Annotated in this window: 16 protein-coding genes; 3 read left to right on the top strand and 13 right to left on the bottom strand. The window is 71.4% G+C overall.

Features of this window, described 5'->3' with window-relative positions; genetic code table 11:
- Nucleotides 1-9: 9 nt before the first annotated feature.
- The 3 genes from KSK32_RS16390 to KSK32_RS16380 form a co-directional block, all read right to left on the bottom strand.
- On the bottom strand, nucleotides 10-1,080 hold the full coding sequence (locus KSK32_RS16390) for a BMP family protein (RefSeq protein ID WP_216936143.1): 1,071 nt from the start codon (nucleotides 1,078-1,080) through the stop codon (nucleotides 10-12).
- 277 nt (nucleotides 1,081-1,357) lie between these two features.
- Nucleotides 1,358-1,699 (bottom strand): hypothetical protein, encoded by a 342-nt coding sequence (locus KSK32_RS16385; protein ID WP_026268052.1) that lies wholly within the window; start codon nucleotides 1,697-1,699, stop codon nucleotides 1,358-1,360.
- Between the two features lie 57 nt (nucleotides 1,700-1,756).
- Nucleotides 1,757-2,749, bottom strand: a complete 993-nt coding sequence (locus tag KSK32_RS16380; RefSeq protein ID WP_216932000.1) for a hypothetical protein — start codon at nucleotides 2,747-2,749, stop codon at nucleotides 1,757-1,759.
- A gap of 99 nt (nucleotides 2,750-2,848) precedes the next feature.
- On the opposite strand from KSK32_RS16380, the gene KSK32_RS16375 reads away from it, so the two are divergent.
- Nucleotides 2,849-3,436 carry a TetR/AcrR family transcriptional regulator gene (locus KSK32_RS16375; protein WP_216931999.1) on the top strand — a complete coding sequence of 196 codons (588 nt, stop codon included), beginning with the start codon at nucleotides 2,849-2,851 and terminating at the stop codon, nucleotides 3,434-3,436.
- 55 nt (nucleotides 3,437-3,491) lie between these two features.
- Here KSK32_RS16375 and KSK32_RS16370 read toward each other — a convergent pair whose 3' ends face one another.
- The 4 genes from KSK32_RS16370 to KSK32_RS16355 all read right to left on the bottom strand — a co-directional run bounded on the left by KSK32_RS16370 (nucleotide 3,492) and on the right by KSK32_RS16355 (nucleotide 9,231).
- Entirely contained in the window at nucleotides 3,492-5,300 is a 1,809-nt protein-coding gene (locus tag KSK32_RS16370) for a glycoside hydrolase family 13 protein (protein ID WP_216931998.1), read from the bottom strand.
- Between the two features lie 141 nt (nucleotides 5,301-5,441).
- Nucleotides 5,442-6,341 (bottom strand): sugar ABC transporter permease, encoded by a 900-nt coding sequence (locus KSK32_RS16365; RefSeq protein ID WP_216931997.1) that lies wholly within the window; start codon nucleotides 6,339-6,341, stop codon nucleotides 5,442-5,444.
- Entirely contained in the window at nucleotides 6,338-7,981 is a 1,644-nt protein-coding gene (locus KSK32_RS16360) for an ABC transporter permease subunit (protein ID WP_216931996.1), read from the bottom strand. The genes KSK32_RS16365 and KSK32_RS16360 overlap by 4 nt, the downstream gene beginning before the upstream one ends.
- A complete protein-coding gene (locus KSK32_RS16355) occupies nucleotides 7,981-9,231 on the bottom strand; it encodes a maltose ABC transporter substrate-binding protein (protein WP_216931995.1) in 1,251 nt (416 codons plus the stop codon). Before KSK32_RS16355 ends, KSK32_RS16360 begins: the two co-directional genes overlap by 1 nt.
- Nucleotides 9,232-9,430: 199 nt before the next feature.
- On the opposite strand from KSK32_RS16355, the gene KSK32_RS16350 reads away from it, so the two are divergent.
- Nucleotides 9,431-10,516, top strand: a complete 1,086-nt coding sequence (locus KSK32_RS16350; protein ID WP_216931994.1) for a LacI family DNA-binding transcriptional regulator — start codon at nucleotides 9,431-9,433, stop codon at nucleotides 10,514-10,516.
- A 294-nt stretch (nucleotides 10,517-10,810) separates the two neighbouring features.
- Nucleotides 10,811-12,445: a glycoside hydrolase family 13 protein gene (locus KSK32_RS16345; RefSeq protein WP_216931993.1), complete on the top strand. Its 1,635-nt coding sequence runs from the start codon at nucleotides 10,811-10,813 to the stop codon at nucleotides 12,443-12,445.
- Nucleotides 12,446-12,598: 153 nt separating this feature from the next.
- On the opposite strand, the gene KSK32_RS16340 is transcribed toward KSK32_RS16345, so the two are convergent.
- The 6 genes from KSK32_RS16340 to KSK32_RS16315 form a co-directional block, all read right to left on the bottom strand.
- A complete protein-coding gene (locus KSK32_RS16340) occupies nucleotides 12,599-13,042 on the bottom strand; it encodes a hypothetical protein (protein WP_216931992.1) in 444 nt (147 codons plus the stop codon).
- Between the two features lie 73 nt (nucleotides 13,043-13,115).
- Complete coding sequence (locus tag KSK32_RS16335) at nucleotides 13,116-13,490, bottom strand: GntR family transcriptional regulator (protein ID WP_091049463.1); 375 nt, start codon at nucleotides 13,488-13,490, stop codon at nucleotides 13,116-13,118.
- On the bottom strand, nucleotides 13,487-14,428 hold the full coding sequence (locus tag KSK32_RS16330) for a YhjD/YihY/BrkB family envelope integrity protein (RefSeq protein ID WP_216931991.1): 942 nt from the start codon (nucleotides 14,426-14,428) through the stop codon (nucleotides 13,487-13,489). Before KSK32_RS16330 ends, KSK32_RS16335 begins: the two co-directional genes overlap by 4 nt.
- 56 nt (nucleotides 14,429-14,484) lie before the next feature.
- Nucleotides 14,485-15,072, bottom strand: coding sequence for a 2'-5' RNA ligase family protein (locus KSK32_RS16325; protein WP_216931990.1), 588 nt, complete (start codon nucleotides 15,070-15,072; stop codon nucleotides 14,485-14,487).
- A gap of 22 nt (nucleotides 15,073-15,094) precedes the next feature.
- Entirely contained in the window at nucleotides 15,095-16,120 is a 1,026-nt protein-coding gene (gene trpS / locus KSK32_RS16320; RefSeq protein ID WP_216931989.1) for a tryptophan--tRNA ligase, read from the bottom strand.
- A 33-nt stretch (nucleotides 16,121-16,153) separates the two neighbouring features.
- Complete coding sequence (locus tag KSK32_RS16315) at nucleotides 16,154-17,170, bottom strand: hemolysin family protein (protein ID WP_216931988.1); 1,017 nt, start codon at nucleotides 17,168-17,170, stop codon at nucleotides 16,154-16,156.
- Between the last annotated feature and the right edge of the window lie 140 nt (nucleotides 17,171-17,310).

Below are 17,310 nucleotides of genomic sequence, written 5' to 3'. Positions count from 1 at the left end.
GCGAAGCGGTCACTTGGTCGGCTGGGCCTTCGAAGTGACGGTGATGGTGCCGGCGGCGATGTCCGCCTTGATCTTGTCGACCTCGGCCTTCAGGTCCGCCGGGACCTTGCTGTCGAAGTCGTGGTACGGGGCGATCGAGACGCCGTTGTTCGCCAGCGTGCCGACGAAGCCCGGCGTGGACTGGAGCTTCTCGCCGCCGGCGGCCTTCAGCACGGCCTCCTTGACGGCGTCCGGGATGTTCTTGACGACAGTGGTCAGGATCGCCGAGCAGTCCGGCGTGCTCTCGCAGCCGTCGATGTCCACCCAGACGACCGAATACTTGCCGCCCGAGGCCTTGGCCGCGGCGGTGGTGCCGAGGCCGGCGCCGCCGGCGACCGGCATCACGATGTCGGCGCCCTGCGCGACGAGCGCGTCGGACACCTTCTTGCCCTCGTCCTGCTTGACGAAGTCGTTGGTGAAGGAGCCCTTCTGAGTGGCCTTGTCCCAGCCCAGCACCTGGACGTTCTTGCTCTTGGCCTTGTTGTAGTACGCCACGCCGTCGGCGAAGCCGTCCATGAAGATGGTGACCGGCGGGATCGGGAGGCCACCGTAGGTGCCGACCTTGCCGGTCTTGCTCATCCCGGCGGCCAGGTAGCCGGCCTGGAACGCGGCCTGCGCGGTGTCGAACTGCATCGGGTAGACGTTGCTCACGCCCGGGTTGGCGTCGACGAGCCCGAACTGCTGGTTCGGGTTCTTCTCGGCCGCGGCCTTGGTGGCGTCCGACATCAGGCCACCGACGGCCAGGATGAAGTCGCACTTCTGGTTGACGAACCCGGTCAGGTTGACCTCGTAGTCCGCCTCGGCCTTCGACTGGACGTTCTTGATCTCGATGTTGTCGTTCTCCTTCTGCGCCTCCTGGAGGCCCTTCCAGGCCGAGGCGTTGAAGGACTTGTCGTCGATGCCGCCGACGTCGGTCACCATGCAGGCGCTGTACTTCTTGCCGCCGTCGCCACCGGCGTTGTTGTCGTCGTCCGGAGCCTCACCACACGCGGCAGCGCCCAGCACGAGTCCACCCGCCACGACGGCGGAGGCGATCCGCATCCCACGCACAGAGCGCAAGACGTCTCCTTCCCCTTGCACACCGCGTCGTGCACGGTGTGCAGCCCTTTCGCCGGCCTGCGGTGTGCCGCCGGCGTCCCACGTTACGGACGGGAGCGTACGCCCGCGCCCACCCACCGGCCGACAATCGTGCACGACTGTTGAGCGTCCGTTACCCCGGCGTAACCCTTGCGTGGGGCACGTCACTTATCCGGCCCGGCAGGCGCGCGCGGTGGTGTCGCGAACGTCCGTTTCCCGAGCTTCCCCGACTCGCGGCGAACTAACGCCAGAACACCGCGACGGCTGCGTTGACCAGCGTCAACCCGACGATCGCGAGGAAGTGGCCACGGTTGACGGTCTCCCGCTTACGGGAGAAGAAGACCATGACGAAGATGAGCAGCGCGAGCACCAACTTGGTAACAAGTTTCGCCGGGGCCGGCTCGTCCCCGTCCCGCAGCGGAGCGGACAGCCCGACGCCGGTGAGGATCTGGATGATCGCGCCCCAGAGCATGGCGGCGTTGATCCGCAGCCGGCCGGTGACGTACTGGGCGATCGCGCCACCGAGCAGCAGCGCGAAGCCGATCAGATGGACGTAGAGGAGAATCAGTCGAAGAGCTTCCACGCGGCCCATCCTCCCCCATCAACGACGCTTCGTAGTAGTCGCCCCGCGCAGAAGCAGTCATACCGTGACCTCGGCTCGCGTCGGCGGCGCCACCGGCACCCGGGCGTCGGTGGCGGAACGCCGCCCGACCAGGACCAACCCGAGCCCGACCAGCGCGTACGCGGCCAGCACGGCCAGCGGCCGACCGGCGCCCGCGCCGTCGAAGAAGGCCGCCGAACGCAGCAGTGTGCCACCGGCGCCGACCGGCAGGAACTGGCCCACCACGCCCCACGGCTGCGGCAGCAGTTCCGGGGCGGCGGAGACGGCGGAGAGCGGATTACCGAGCAGGAACACGAGCAGCGCGCCGACCCCGATCCCGGCCCGCCCGAGCAGCGCGCCGAGTCCCGCAACGGTGCCGGCGGCGGCGAGCGAGAACAGCCCGATCGCGCCGGCCTCCCGCCACAGGTTCCCGTCGAGCAGGCCGAGCCAGCCGTGCAGCACCGCGACGCCTGCGGCGCCGGCCAGCACCGCGTACCCGATCAGGCCGGCGAGGCGGACGCGGCGGCCGGCGACCAGCAGCGTGAGCAACGCGCCGGCCAGCATGCCGGTGAGCGCCAGGGGCAGGAACCCGGCGGCGAAGCCGGCCCCGCGCGGGTCGTCCGGGTCGGTCGGCACGACCGGGGTAACCGGCACCGGGCGGCCGGGCGAGAGCTGGCCGGCGGCCTCGGTGAGCAGGGCCGCCACGGTCGGACTGGCGGCCGGCGCGGTGTGCAGGGCGACGCCGTCCGGGCCGGCCACGAACGCGGCGTACACCTCGCGGTCCCGCAACGCCCGGTCGGCCGCCGCCACGTCCGGCAACGTGGTGACTGCGAAGCCGCCGGGCCGGGCGGCGGTGAGCCGGGCGGTCAGCTCGGCGACGACCGGCGGCGGGCCGGCCACGGCCACCGGCAGGTCGCGCGGCGAGAGGTGCGTGGCGGGCTCCGCGAACAGCGGTACGAGCAGCGCCTGCACCATCACCACAACGCCGACGAGCAGCGCGGCGCGGGTCCAGGGCGAGCGGGAGCGAAGCATCGTCGTCTCCTTAAAACGAATGTTCGTTCTCTTGAGCTGAAGCGTGCGCCGTCGCCAGCGCGTTCGTCAAGAACGAACGTTCGCTTTAGAATGTGTGTCGTGCCACGCGTCTCCGAACAGCACCTCTCCGCCCGCCGCCAGCAGATCCTGGACGCGGCCCGGCGCTGCTTCGTGCGCGACGGCTTCCACCAGACCTCGATGCAGGACGTGGTCAAGGAGGCCGGGCTCTCCGTCGGCGCGGTCTACCGCTACTTCCCCAGCAAGAACGACCTGATCACGGCCATCGCCCAGGCGGTGGTCGGCACCGCCGACGAGAACTTCGCCGACCTCTCGACCGCCGATCCGCCGCTGCCCCTGACCGACGTGCTGGAACGCGCGCTGACCTTCGTCGACGCCCAGCTCGGCCCGGACGGCGTGCTGCCGCTGGCGCTGCAGGTGTGGAGCGAGGCGCAGCGGGATCCGGTGCTGGCGGAGTTCGTCGCCGCCACGTACACCCGGTTGCGCGGCCACTTCGTGACCGCGGCCCGACGGGCGCGCGACGCCGGTGAGCTACCCCCCGAGGCCGACCCGGAGGCGGTCGGCGCGGCGCTGTTCGGCCTGGTCCCCGGCTACTTCACCCAGCGCATCCTCACCGGTTCCCCGGACCGCGCCACCTACCTCGCGGGCGCCCGCACCCTCCTGCGCTGAGGTGTTGGGAGGGGCCCCTTGTTATGCAGAATGCGTTAACAAGGGGCCCCTCCTTTCACCAGCGCCAGACCTGGAAGGTGGGGCCGTCCGCGGGCAGCGTCACCGTGCCGTCGGCGTCGGGGCGCAGCGCGGGGGCGCCACCGTAGACGTTGTCGGCGGCGGGCAGGCCGGTCAGGCGGACCGGAGTGCCGGCGGCCCGGCGGGCCAGCACCAGCACCGTCGAGGTGGGCGCCTCGCGCAGGAAGACCAGGGTGTCCGCGTCCGCGTGCACCCACCGCAGGCCGCCGTGCCGCAGCGCCGGCTCGTCGCGGCGCAGCGCCAGCAGCGACCGGTACGCGTCGAACGTGCGCCGGTCCCAGCTCTCCGGCCGGTGCCACGGCATCGGGGTGCGCGAGCCCTCCCCGTTGGTGCCGGTCAGCCCCAGCTCGTCCCCGGCGAACACCACCGGCGTGCCGGGCATGGTGGCGAGCAGACCGGCGGCCACCTCCTGCCGGGCCGCGTCACCGACCACGGTGCGGATCCGGGCCGAGTCGTGCGAGCCGAGCAGCTGCCACGAGTGGGTGTACGACCGCCACGACACCAGCGACCGGTAGGTGTCCATGGTCGCCAGGACCGCGCCCGCGTCCCGCCGCCGCACCCCGCCCGGCGTGCCGAGGAAGTTCGGCACCGGGTCGTCGCCGGCCCGCAGCCAGGACCAGACCGGGTCGGTGAAGCCGACGTAGTTCATCGTCCCGTGCCAGCCGTCCCGGTCCAGGTCACCGGTGTGGTCGTGGCCGTGCTCGGCGAGCAGCAACGCGTCCGGCCGGGTGTCCGCGACCACCTCGCGCAGCAGCCGCGCCACCTCGTGGGTGTACGCGTCGGCGCCCCGCCGGCCGGTCATGTTCGCCACGTCCACCCGCCAGCCGTCCAGCCCGTACGGCGGGCGCAGCCAGCGGCGCAGCAGTGAGTCCTCGGCGGTGGCGAAGCGGCGGCGCAGCTCCGCGCTGCCCCAGTTCAGCTTCGGCAGCGACTTGACCCCGTTCCAGGACTCGTAGTCCGAGCCGGGCAGGTCGAAGTAGTACAGCTCGCGTTCCGGCGCGCCGACGTCGGAAATGGCAGCGGTGAACCAGTCGTGGGCGTCGCCGGTGTGGTTGCTGGTGATGTCGCCGAGCAGCCGCCAGCCCCGGGCGTGCACCGCGTCGGCGAGCCGGGCCAGCGCCGCGTCGCCGCCGAGCAGCGGGTCCACCGTGTCGAAGCTGGACGCGTCGTAGCGGTGGTTGGAGCGGGCCGGGAAGACCGGGGTGAGGTAGACCGTGTTGACCCCGAGCCGGTCCAGGTGGTGCAGGCGCTCGGTGATCCCGTCGAGGTCGCCGCCGTAGAACTGGCGGGGCGTCTCCGGGCCACGGCCGATCACCGGGGTGTCCCAGTCGCACGGAATGGCCCAGTCCGGCGCGGTCCGGGTGTCGGCGGCGGCCGAGCGGGCGAACCGGTCCGGGAAGATCTGGTAGATCACCGCGTCCCGGGCCCAGGCCGGCGGCGGCGCGTAGCTGACCAGCTTGAAGTCGCCGTGGTCCGGCACGTCGTGTCCGGCCGGGCCGGCGGCGTTGAGCCACCGGGCGCCGCGTTCGCCGTCGAGCAGGAAGCGGTAGTTGCTGACCGGGTTGCGGACCTCGACGTCGGCCCGCCACCACACGTCACCGTCGGCGGTGCGGTCGATCCGTGCCTCGGCGAAGCTCGGCTCGCCGTCGCCGGTGGTGCGCACGTGCACCTGGGAGACGCCGGATCCGGCCGGCACCCGGACGAGGACCGGCACGGTCTGCCCGAGCGCGGGCTCCTGCTCCGGGACGTAGGTGGCGGATCCGTCGTGGTGCGGTTGCAGGGACATGGTGCTGCCTTTCGCGTCGTACCGACAGGGAGTGGGGCGGGCACCCGCCGCGGTCGGTTCACCCGACCGCGGCGGTCCGCCCGAGAACCGCTCCGGTGTACGCCGACACGACGCCCTTGCCGCAGCGTGAGCCGAGGAGGCTCAGCCCTTGACGGCTCCGGAGGTGAGGCCGGAGACGATGTAGCGCTGGAGCAGTTGGAACACCAGCACCGTCGGGATCGCGGTGAGCAGCGTGCCCGCCGCGAAGATCCCGAAGTTGTTGTTGCGTTCGCCCGCCACCAGGCCGTACATGCCGACCGCGAGGGTCTTCGACTCGGTGTTGGTGAGGAACACGTTGGCGATGATGAACTCGTTGATCGACACGATGAACGCGAGCAGGCCGGTCACCGCCAGGATCGGCGCCACCAGCGGCAGCATGATCCGGAAGAAGACCTGCACGTGCGAGGCGCCGTCCATGGTCGCCGACTCGTCCAGCTCCTTCGGCAGCGTGTCGAAGAAGCCCTTCATCAGCCAGGTGTTCGCCCCCAGCGCGCCACCCATGTAGAGCAGGAACAGGCCCCACGGGGTGTTGAAGCCGATCGCCGGGTAGAGGTCGGTGACCGTGGTGAAGATCAGGAAGATCGCCACGATGGCCAGGAACTGCGGGAACATCTGGATCAGCAGCAGCGTGAGCAGGCCGACCCGGCGCCCGGCGAACCGCATCCGGGAGAACGAGTACGCGGCCAGCGCCGACAGGAAGATCGACGCGAAGCTGGCCACGCCCGCCAGGAGCAGCGAGTTGAGGAACCAGTGGGCGAACGCGGTGCGGTCGAACAGGTTGGTGAAGTTCTCCACCGACGCCCCGGTCGGTAGCAGTTCGGTGGAGGAGAGCGTGCCGAGCGGGTTGAGCGCCGCCGAGATCACGAACAGGATCGGAAAGAGGCTGAACACGACGGCCAGCACTCCGACCAGGTGCCGCCAGCCCACCTGGCTGAACCACCGGCTGCGGGCCCGGCCCGCCGCGTTGCGGTTGGCCACCGGGGTTTCCGCGATGCTGGTCACGAGTACACCTCCTCCTGCTTGCGGGTGCGCCGGAAGCTGATCGCCGACACCGTCGCCACGATCGCGAAGATGAAGATCGACACGGTGGCGGCCAGGCCGAACTCGGCGCCCTGCGCGCCGAACGCCAGCCGGTAGGTGTAGGTGATCAGCAGGTCGGTGGCGCCGTTGCGCGGGTTGTCCGGCGCGAACGGCCCGCCCTCGGTGGTGAACAGGATCGCGTTGACGTTGTTGAAGTTGTACGCGAACGACGCGATCAGCAGCGGCGACAGCGCCACCAGCAGCAGCGGCAGGGTGACCGCCCGGAACGACTGCCAGGGCGACGCCCCGTCGACCGAGGTCGCCTCGGTCAGCTCCCGCGGGATGGCCTGCAACGCGCCGGTGGCCACCAGGAACATGTACGGGTAGCCGAGCCAGAGCTGCACCAGCAGCACCGCGATCCGGGCCGACCAGGAGCCGCCGAACCAGTCGACGTTTAACCCGAACAGGTTGTTGACCAGGCCGAAGTCCGTGTTGAACATGTCCCGCCAGACCAGCAGCATCGCGAACGACGGCATCGCGTACGGGAGGATCAGCAGCACCCGGTAGAAGTTGGTGCCCTTCATCCGGGGTGAGTGCAGCGCGAGCGCGATGGCCATGCCGAGCAGGAAGGTGAAGCCGGTGGAGCCGATCGCGAACGCGAAGTTCCAGGCCAGGGTGCCGAAGAACGGCTTGGAGATGTTGGGGTCGGTGAGCACCGCGCTGAAGTTCTTCAGCCCGACGTTCACCTTCCAGCCCTGGGTGAGCCGTTCCCCGTCGGCGGCCACGAAGGAGCCGATCTTCTCGTCGGCGGCCCACGTCCTGCCGGTCTCGCTGTCCTTGATGCAGTCGCAGCCGGCGTCGTACGCCCGGGCCGCCTTGCCCTCGTAGGCCCGGGTGAGGCCGTTGGAGCGGATGGCGCCGTCGTCGGTGGGGACGATCAGCGCGGTGACGTCGTTGCTGCGGGTGCTGGCCTGGCCGATGTTCAGCACGGTGTAGCCGTCGGCGGCGGTGACCTTGCCGCTGAGGTTGCTGACCGTGACGTCGGAGGCGTCGAGGTTGCGCAGCCCGCCCGCGTCGCCCGCGAAGACCTCCTTGGTCTTCGGGTCGCTGAGCAGGAAGACCAGCGCACCGGTCGTGGGGTCGCCCTTGGTGGCGATGGTGAGCGCGTACTCGGTCGAGCCGGGGACCTGCTTCACCGAGGAGGTCTGGATGGCGACGATCGCGTCGTCCTTGCTGCCGCGGTGGCCGTCGCCGAAGTTCGTGAACGCGGTGCTCGCGGTGTAGAGCACCGGGAAGACCTGGAAGGCGATGAGGAAGAGCGTGCCGGGGACCAGGTACTTGGCCGGGATGTGCCGGCGGCTCAGGTAGAGGTAGAACAGGCCGGCGGTGGTGACCGCCAGGACACCAAGCCCGATCCAGTGTCCGGCCTCGATGAGCGGGAACGCCGCCCAGATCGCGATCCCGGCCACCAGGCCGAGCAGGACCACCTTGACGATGAGGCCGGTCGCGGTGATCGGCGCGTGGTTCCGCGCGGTACGGGACGTGCGCGGGAGCCCGGGGCGGGCGGGCTCCCGGCCCGGGGTCCGCGTGGCGGACCCCGGGCCGGACAGCGGCGCGCTCATTACTTGATCTGACCCTGGATGGTCTTGCCAGCGGCCGTGATCGTCTTGGCCGGGTCGGCGCCGCCGATGACGGCGGCCTCCGCCTTGCCGAACGGGTCCCAGATCGCGGCCATGGCCGGGATCGCCGGGAGCACCTGACCGTTCTTGCCGGCCTCGGAGAACTTGGCCAGGTCCGGGTCCTCACCCTTGACCTGGTCGAAGGCGGCGGTCAGCGCCGGCGGGCGCGGCTCGGCCTTGTACAGCGCGACGGCCAGCTCGGGCTTGGTCACGTAGTTGGTGACGAACTCCTGGGCCAGGGCCTTGTTCTTGCCCTTGGCGGCGACGTAGAACGCCTGGACGCCCACGAACGGCTGGGCCTCCTTGCCACCGGCGAAGCCGGGGACCGGGGAGATGTCGTACGTGATGCCGGCCTTCTTGGCGTCCGCGATGGCCCACGGGCCGGAGACCAGGTAGGCGCACTTCTTGCCGGTGAAGGTGGAGATCGAGTTCTCCGGGGTGATGGAGCGCTTCAGCGCGCCGTCGCCCTTCTCACCGAGCTTCGCGATCTTCTGGAAGGCCGCGATCGACCCCGGCTTGCCCACGCCCAGGTCCGTCGGGTCGTAGTCGCCGTTGGCGGCGGTGCCGAACAGGTAGCCGCCACCGGAGGTGTACAGCGGGTAGATGTGGTACGCGTCGCCGTTCTGGCCGGACTGGAGGCAGAGGATCTCGCTGGCCTTCTTCTCGGCCTTGAGCTTCTTGCCGGTCTGGACCAGCTCCTCGATCGTCTTCGGCGCCTCGGGGGCCAGCTCGGTGTTGCGGATCAGCGCCACGTTCTCGGTGGCGTAGGGCACGCCGTAGAGCTGGCCGTTGAACGTGACGGCCTTGATGGCGGTCTCGTTGAAGCCGCTCTTCTGCTCGGCCGGGAGCTGCACCGGGTCGATGGCGCCGTTCTGGACCAGGTTGCCGATCCAGTCGTGCGCGCCGACCACGACGTCCGGGCCGCTGCCCTGCTGCGAGGCGGTGACGAAGTTGGTCTGCAGGTCCTTGGAGACGGCCTGGACCTCGACGGTCACGCCGTTCTCCTTGCCGAACTCCTCGGCGAACGGCTTGAGGGCGGCCGTGCGCTTGTCGTCGGCCCAGATGACCAGCTTGCCGCCGGTCGCCTTGGCGGACTCGTCGGCGGCCGGCTTGTCGCTGCCGCTGTCACCACAGCCGGAGGCGGCGAGCGCCAGGCCGAGGACGGCGACCACACCCGCGGTACGGATGCGCATCGGTACTCCTGTCGTCATGGCGGCCCGCCGGGGGAAGGGCGGCCCGCCAGTGGAAACCTCTGAAATTTCTTGCTGACCGGCGCGGGAGTGCTGCGCCGCTGCTCTCGCATGTTGCGGGGACGTTAGCAAGAGGTTGCAGAGAATGGAAGGGCTTGCAGGAGTGTGCGCAAGAGTTTGCCATTGGGCTAAAGTGCCGCACATGCGCGCTCGACTGTCCGACATCGCCCAACAGGCTGAAGTCAGCGAGGCCACGGTGTCGCGGGTGCTCAACGACCGCCCCGGTGTGGCCCCCGAGACCCGGCAGGCCGTCCTCACCGCCCTCGATGTGCTCGGCTACGAACGACCGGCCCGGCTGCGCAAGCGCAGCGCCGGACTGGTCGGGCTGGTCGTGCCGGAGCTGGACAACCCGATCTTCCCGGCGTTCGCCCAGATCATCGAGTCCGCGCTCGCGCCCACCGGCTACACCCCGGTGCTCTGCACCCAGACTCCGGGCGGCGTCCGCGAGGACGAGTACGTGGAGATGCTGCTGGACCGGCAGGTCTCCGGCATCGTCTTCGTCTCCGGCCTGCACGCCGACACCGCCGCGGACCACGACCGCTACCGCACGCTGCTGGCCCGGCCGCTGCCGATCGTCATGATCAACGGGTACGCCCCGGGCATCCCCGCGCCGTTCGTCTCCTGCGACGACCGGGAGTCCGCCGAACTCGCCGTCGCCCACCTGGTCGCGCTCGGGCACCGCCGGATCGGCCTGATCACCGGCCCGGACCGGTTCGTGCCGGTGCAGCGCAAGGTCGCCGGCTACAAGGCCGCGATGGGGCGCCTGACCGACATCGCCCCCGACGAACTGACCGAGCTGACGGAGCTGTCCCTGTTCGGCGTCGAGGGCGGCGAGGCGGCCGCCGGACGGCTCATCGAGCGCGGCGTGACCGGACTGGTCTGCGGCTCCGACCTGATGGCGCTCGGCGCGATCCGGGCCGCCCGCCAGCGCGGGCTGTCGGTACCGGGCGACATCTCCGTGGTCGGGTACGACGACTCCCCGCTCATGGCGTTCACCGACCCGCCGCTGACCACGGTGCGCCAGCCGGTCGCCGCCATGGCCGTGGCCGCGGTCCGGGCCCTGGTCGACGAGATCAACGGGCACCCCTCCCCGAACTCGGAGTACCTGTTCCGCCCCGAGCTGGTGGTACGCGGCTCCACAGCGGTGGCCCGTCCCGTCGATCCCCCCAAGCGCCAGCGCCCCGCCACCCCTTCCTCCCCCACCCCGTCCCTCCCCATCCCCGCCTGACCCCCCGCGCCCGAGTCAGCCCGCCCGTCAACGCGGCGATCATGAAGTTGACGGGGACGAATCGGGCGGTGGAGGCCGTCAACCTCATGATCGACCGGGCCGAGGCCAGGGCGGGCCGAGGATGGGGGCAGGGTGGGTGGTGTCCCGGGATTCGGGAGAGGACGCGGGAGGGGTGGCGGGTGATCACTGTCATTTCTTGCGCAAGGAATGCTTGACTCTTGCAGTGCGATGGCGGCATTCTTCTCGAACACCCTGCGCCGCACCAGAAGCCGCCACAGAACGGGATCGACAGCGATGACCTCCGCCCCCCGCACCACCCCACGCACCGCCGACGACGACTGGTGGCGGTCCGCGGTCGTCTACCAGGTGTACGTGCGCAGCTTCGCCGACGCGAACTCCGACGGTGTAGGTGACCTCCAGGGCATCCGGCAGCGCCTGCCGTACCTGCGGGATCTCGGCGTGGACGCGCTCTGGCTGACGCCGTTCTACACCTCGCCGCAGGTCGACGCCGGCTACGACGTGGCCGACTACCGCGACGTCGACCCGTTGTTCGGCAACCTGACCGACTTCGACGAGATGATCACCGACGCGCACGCGCTCGGCCTGCGGATCATCGTCGACATGGTGCCGAACCACACGTCCAGCGCGCACCCGTGGTTCGCCGCCGCGCTCACCGCCGGACCGGGTTCGCCGGAGCGCGAGCGCTACCTGTTCGCCGACGGCAAGGGCGAGCAGGGCGAGCTGCCGCCGAACGACTGGGAGAGCATCTTCGGCGGTCCGGCGTGGACGCGCGTGGTCGACGGCCAGTGGTACCTGCACCTGTTCGACCCGGCCCAGCCCGACCTGAACTGGCGCCACCCGGAGGTGCGGGCCGAGTTCGAGGACGTGCTGCGCTTCTGGCTGGACCGGGGCGTGGACGGCTTCCGGATCGACGTGGCGCACGGGATGATCAAGGCCGAGGGTCTGCCGGACGTCGGCTTCAACTCGATGACCACCGGCCAGCGCCAGTCCGAGCTGCTGGGCAAGGGCCGGCTGCCGTACTTCGACCAGGACGAGGTGCACGACATCTACCGCGCCTGGCGGCCGATCCTGGACAGCTACCCGGGTGGCCGGATGGCAGTCGCCGAGGCGTGGGCGGAGACGCCGCAGCGGCTGGCCCGCTACATCGGTCCGGACGAGCTGCACCAGGCGTTCAGCTTCGACTTCCTCGACGCCACCTGGTCGGCCGACTCGTTCCGCAAGGTGATCGACACGGCGCTGGCCGAGTCCACGATCGTGGGCGCGCCGACCACCTGGGTGCTCTCCAACCACGACCGGCAGCGGCACGTCACCCGGTACGGCGACGGCGAGGCCGGCCTGCGCCGCGCCCGCGCCGCCGCGCTTCTGATGTTCGCGTTGCCCGGCTGCGCGTACGTCTACCAGGGCGAGGAACTGGGCCTGCCGGAGGTGCTGGACCTCCCCGACGAGCTGCGTCAGGACCCGGCGTTCCGGCGTACCGGGGAGAGCCGGGACGGCTGCCGCGTGCCGATCCCGTGGGGCGGCGAGTTGCCCCCGTACGGCTTCGGCCCGGACGGCAGCGAGCTCAGCTGGCTGCCGGCACCGTCGACCTGGCGGTCGCTGTCGGTGGCCGCCCAGACCGGGATGCCCGGGTCGACGCTGGAGCTGTACCGGACCGCGCTGCGCATTCGGCACGAACACCCGGCGCTGGCCGGTCTGGACGGCATCACCTGGCTGGAGACCGAGCCCGGCGTCCTGGCGTTCCGTCGCACCGCCGGGGACGCCGAGGTGACGTGCGTGGTGAACATCAGCGGCGCCGACGTGACGGTGAGGGGCTACGGCCGCCCGCTCGTCGCGAGCGCCGACCTCACCGAGCGGGGCGACGGGCACGTCCTGCCGGTGGACGCGGCTGCGTGGTTCGAACGGCGCTGAGCCGGGTAACCCGCGAACGACCTGGCCGTCCGTTGTGCCCCGCGCCGACGGGCGGCTGGGCTGCCGACCCCTTGTGGTGGGGGGTGAGGTGGCCCCGGCCCCTCGGGAGTGCGCTCCCGGGGGGCCGGTGTCCATCGGTGGCGCTGAGCGTCCTCAGCCGCCCTTCGTGGTGAGCAGCGCGGCGATCCGGGCGAACCCGGCCCGGATCTCCTCCCGGTCGGGTGCCCTCGCCGGCTCGGGCTCCGGCTCACGCTCGGCGGCTCGTTCCAGCTCCTCGTCGATGACGTCCTCGAAGTCGCCGTAGAGGTCCGCCTGGTCGACCTGCGCCGCCTCGTCCTCGGCCGCGATCTGCGCGGCCGCGATCTCACCGCGGATCTCCTCCGGAGTGAGCGCCGGCAGCAGCGGCTCCACCACCGCCATCAACTGCTCGTCGGCCACCACCGCCTCGGCCAGCGCCAGCGCGTGCGGTCGCTCGTACGGGCCGCAGACCACCGGCTCCCAGTCGTCCTCGGCGCCGAGCGGGCCGAACGTGATGATCCACGGCAGGCCCCGGATCGGCGAGTCGTCCGGCAGGTCCAGTGTCACGAGTGCGCCCACCGGCCCATCATGGTCGGCGCGCATCGGCCCGGGGAACGCAATCATCGGACTCTCCCCGCTTCGGGGACCACCCTCAGCCACGCGTACCGGCGTCCAGCGCCGCACGGACCAGGGCGACCGCCCGCTCCGGCGGGACACCCAGGCGGCGCGCCTGCTCGGCGTACTCGGCGGCGGCCCGCTGCAACCGGTCGGTGGCGTCGTCCCGGCCGGGTGCGACCACTGTGCCGTGCCGGCCCCGCGTCTCGACCAGCCCGGCGCCCTCCAGCTCCCGGTACGCCCGCGCCACGGTGTTCACCGCCAGCCCGAGGTCGGCGGCGAGCTGCCGCACGGCCGGAAGCCGGGTGCCCACCGGCAGCCGCCCGTCGCCGATGCGGGCGGCGAACTGCGCCCGCACCTGCTCGTACGGCGGCACCGCCGACTCTGCGTCGATCCGGATCCGCGCGCTCATCCCGCTCCCCCCGGCGTGCCCGGTTCGGTCTCCTCTTCGAGCACGTCCGCCTCCACGTCCACCTCCCGGGCACCGCCCTCGGCCAGGTCCACCACCCGGCCGTACCGGCTGGTGGCGGCGAGCGCGGCGCCGAAGAGCACCAGCTGGTTGAGCAGGTAGAGGTAGAGCAGCAGGCCCACGGCGGTGGCGACCACTGTGTACGCGGGGTTCCGCTCGGTGCGTACCACGTAGTAGCGCCCCACGGTGTTGAGCAGGGTGATCCCGACGGCGACGGTCAGCACCGCCGGGCGCAGCCGACGCCGGCTCATCCGCAGCCGGGGCACCGCGAGCAGCAGCGCGGCGGCGAGCACGGCGTTGACGAGCACACTCAGCACCGCGCTGATCGTGGTCAGGCCCACCGAGCCGGTGCTGCGCAGCAGGAAGCGCAGCAGCGACTCCAGCGCGTCCACGGCGGCGACCGAGACGAACAGCAGCACGAACACCGCGACCAGCACGCCCAGGTCGACCAGGCGCCGCACCACCAGGTTGCCGGGCTGCTGGTTGAAGCCGTACATCAGCCGCTGCGAGGAGCGGATGGCCTCCACCCAGCCGATGCCGGTGAAGACCAGGATGACCAGGCCGACCACGCCGACGGTGCCGCTGCTCTCGGCGATCTGCACCGGGTCCAGGAAGGGCAGGTTCTCCTCCAGGAAGTGGGCCGCGCCGCGGCTGACCTCCTCGTTGTCCCGCAGCACCGCCCCGAAGATCCAGTACGCGACGAGCGCGAGCGCGAACACGGCGAAGAAGCCGTAGTACGCGATGGCGGCGGCGAGCCGCCCGGCGAGCAGGTCGGCGTAGAGCGTCCCCGCCCGCCAGACGTGGTCGAAGACCGACGAGCGGCCCCGGGCCGCGTCGATGCGGCGCCCCGCCGCCGCTTCGATCCGGCCGAAGACGTTCACCCCGTCATCCTCGCCGATCTCCGCCCGTGGCGGAGGGGCCCCGGCCGGTCGGATGTTCAGCTTCGGCCGCCGAGCCGGAAGTCGCGGCGGGGCTGCCACCGGGTAGCCCCGCTGTGCGAGAACAGCGTGAACGCCTCCACCTGGAACAACGCGGAGAAGTCGGCCAGGTCCTCGTACGCCTTGTCGAGCACCTCGGGTGGCACGTCCTGCGCCACGGTGACGTGCGGGTGGTACGGGAAACGCAGCTCGCGCCGCAGCTCGGGGGCCGAGTTGATCGCGGCGGCCAGCAGTTCGCACTCGCTGATCCCGGCCGCCACCGCCACGAACACCACCTGGGTGACCGGGCGGAACGTGCCGGTGCCGCGCAGGTGCAGCGTGAACGGCAGGTGCGTGGCGGCGACCCGGTCCAGGTGCTCCTCGACGGCGGGCAGCGCGCGTACCGGGATCTCGGTGGGCCCGAGGAGGGTGACGTGCGCGGGGACGGCGAGCGGGTCGCCGGCCTCGACCCGGCGGCGGGTGAGCAGCCCACCCCAGGGCTCGGGGACGTCGACCGCGATCCCGATCTGGATCGTGTCCGCGCCGCCCGGCGCCGTGCCACTGCCCGCCACGTCGCGCGCCACCCCTCCGGCCACCGGCTGCGTCACCCGCTCCCGCCCGTCCGGGCCGCTACTCGAACCGCACCGGCGGGAAGAAACCGACCCGCTCGTACGCGTCCCGCAGCGTCCCGGCGGCCACCGACCGGGCCTTCTCCGCGCCCCGCGCCAGCAGCTTGTCGAGCTGGGCCGGGTCGTTCAGGTAGCCGTTCGTGCGGTCCTGGATCGGCGCGACGAACGCCCGGACCACCTCGGCGAGATCCTTCTTCAGGTCGCCGTAGCCCTTGCCGTCGTACGCGGCGACCAGGTCGTCGATGGAGCGGCCGGACAGCGCGGAGTAGATCGTCAGCAGGTTGCTGATGCCCGGCTTGCCCTCGGCGTCGAAGACGATCTCACGGCCGGTGTCGGTGACCGCCGAACGGATCTTCTTGGCCGACCGGGCCGGATCCTCCAGCAGGTCGATGATGCCGGCCGGGGAGGACGACGACTTTGACATCTTGGCCGTCGGATCCTGGAGGTCAGTGATCTTCGCGGTGTCCTTCACGATGTGCGGGGAGGGCACGGTGAAGGTGCGGCCGAACAGCGAGTTGAACCGCTGCGCCAGGTCGCGGGAGAGTTCCAGGTGCTGCCGCTGGTCCTCGCCGACCGGCACCGCGTTCGCCTGGTAGAGCAGGATGTCGGCGGCCTGGAGGATCGGGTACGTGAACAGGCCGACGCTGGCCCGCTCGCTGCCCTGCTTCTGCGACTTGTCCTTGAACTGGGTCATCCGGCCGGCCTCGCCGAAGCCGGTGATGCAGCCGAGCACCCAGGCCAGCTGCGAGTGCTCGGGCACCTGCGACTGCACGAACAGCGTGCTGCGCTCCGGGTCCAGGCCGAGCGCGAACAGCTGCGCGGCGGCCAACCGGCTGCGGCGCTTGAGCACCAACGGGTCGTGCCCGGCGGTGATCGCGTGGAGGTCGACCACGCAGTAGTAGGCGTCGTGGCTGTCCTGCAACGCCACCCAGTGCCGCAGCGCGCCCAGGTAGTTGCCGAGGTGGAACGAGTCGGCCGTCGGCTGGATGCCGGAGAAGACGCGCGGGCGGGCGGGTACGTCGGACATGGCGGCAATTCTGTCAGCAAGCCCCGGCATCCGTCATGACGGGCCGGTGGATCGGGCGGGTACGGGCGGAAGCGGACCGTTCACCTCACGCCGGGGCTCGGGCAGCCGTGCGGCGGAGACCGCCAGGCGGGAGACCCGCCGGCCGTCGAGTGTGAGCACCCGCAGCAGCCAGCCCGCCGGATCGGCGGGAACCGATCCGGTGGCCGCGTCGAGCGGCACCGGCACCTCGTCGCCGGCGACCGGTAGCCGGCCCAGGGCCGCCATCACGAACCCGCCCACCGTCTCGTACGGCCCGGCGGGCAGCGGCACACCGGTGCGCTCGGCGAAGTCGGTCAGGTTGAGCCGGCCGTCGACGACGGCGGGCAGGCCGGCGGCTTCCGGTTCGAGCGGGCCGTGCTCGTCGTCCCGGATCTCCCCGACCAGTTCCTCGACCAGGTCCTCGCAGGTGACGATGCCGGCGGTGCCGCCGTACTCGTCGACGACGACGGCCAGGTGGTGGCCCTCCCGGCGCATCTCGGTGAGCGCCGCCAGCACGCGTTTGCTGTCCGGCAGGCGCTTCACCTCCCGGATCAGGTCGCCGACCAGCAGCGGCCGGTCCGCTTCCGGGCGCAGCAGCACGTCCCGCAGGTGCACCATGCCGACCACGTCGTCCTGGGTGCCGTCGGCCACCGGGTAGCGGGTGTGCGGGTCGGCCCGGACCAGCCGCTGGGCCTGCGCCAGCGAAAGCGCCGCGCTGAGGAAGACCACCTCGGTGCGGGGCACCATCACCTCGCGGACGAGCCGGGCGCCGGCGACCAGCACCTCGTCGATGATCCGCCGTTCGTCCGGGTCGAGCAGTGTGTTCGCCGCGACCAGGTCACGCAGTTCGGCTTCGCTGATCCGTTCCCGCCCGGCGGTGGGGCTGGCCCCGAGCAGGGCGGTCACCAGGCGGGTCGCGCCGTCGGCGCCGCGCACCACGAGACGGGCCACGGTGCGGGCCAACGGGCCGGGTTCGCGTCGGGGCCGCCCCGACGGTCGCCGCCGGGGCCCGGGACCACCACCCTCCCGCATGAGAAGGATGGTAGACAGCGGCGGCGGCACGCTCGGCCGAATGTGCGTATCTGTTCAATCGTGAAGGATTATGGTGGAATAGAGGCGGGCTCAACTCGACAGCCGTGACGCAGCCCCCAGCCGTAGGGTGATCACGGTAC

The organism is Micromonospora sp. WMMB482 (assembly GCF_019038635.1).
In the GTDB taxonomy this organism is placed as follows: Bacteria; Actinomycetota; Actinomycetes; order Mycobacteriales; family Micromonosporaceae; genus Micromonospora; species Micromonospora marina.
The sequence above is the reverse complement of the archived record's forward strand: the minus strand, read 5'-3'. Positions and strand labels throughout refer to the sequence as shown.

Coding starts and splice junctions, on each gene's coding strand:
- KSK32_RS16335 (WP_091049463.1), bottom strand. CDS start 13,490: ATGAGCGCGCGGATCCGGATCGACGCAGAGTCGGCGGTGCCGCCGTAC.
- KSK32_RS16350 (WP_216931994.1), top strand. CDS start 9,431: ATGCGCGCTCGACTGTCCGACATCGCCCAACAGGCTGAAGTCAGCGAG.
- KSK32_RS16370 (WP_216931998.1), bottom strand. CDS start 5,300: ATGTCCCTGCAACCGCACCACGACGGATCCGCCACCTACGTCCCGGAG.
- trpS (WP_216931989.1), bottom strand. CDS start 16,120: ATGTCCGACGTACCCGCCCGCCCGCGCGTCTTCTCCGGCATCCAGCCG.
- KSK32_RS16355 (WP_216931995.1), bottom strand. CDS start 9,231: ATGCGCATCCGTACCGCGGGTGTGGTCGCCGTCCTCGGCCTGGCGCTC.
- KSK32_RS16390 (WP_216936143.1), bottom strand. CDS start 1,080: ATGCGGATCGCCTCCGCCGTCGTGGCGGGTGGACTCGTGCTGGGCGCT.
- KSK32_RS16360 (WP_216931996.1), bottom strand. CDS start 7,981: ATGAGCGCGCCGCTGTCCGGCCCGGGGTCCGCCACGCGGACCCCGGGC.
- KSK32_RS16380 (WP_216932000.1), bottom strand. CDS start 2,749: ATGCTTCGCTCCCGCTCGCCCTGGACCCGCGCCGCGCTGCTCGTCGGC.
- KSK32_RS16315 (WP_216931988.1), bottom strand. CDS start 17,170: ATGCGGGAGGGTGGTGGTCCCGGGCCCCGGCGGCGACCGTCGGGGCGG.
- KSK32_RS16345 (WP_216931993.1), top strand. CDS start 10,811: ATGACCTCCGCCCCCCGCACCACCCCACGCACCGCCGACGACGACTGG.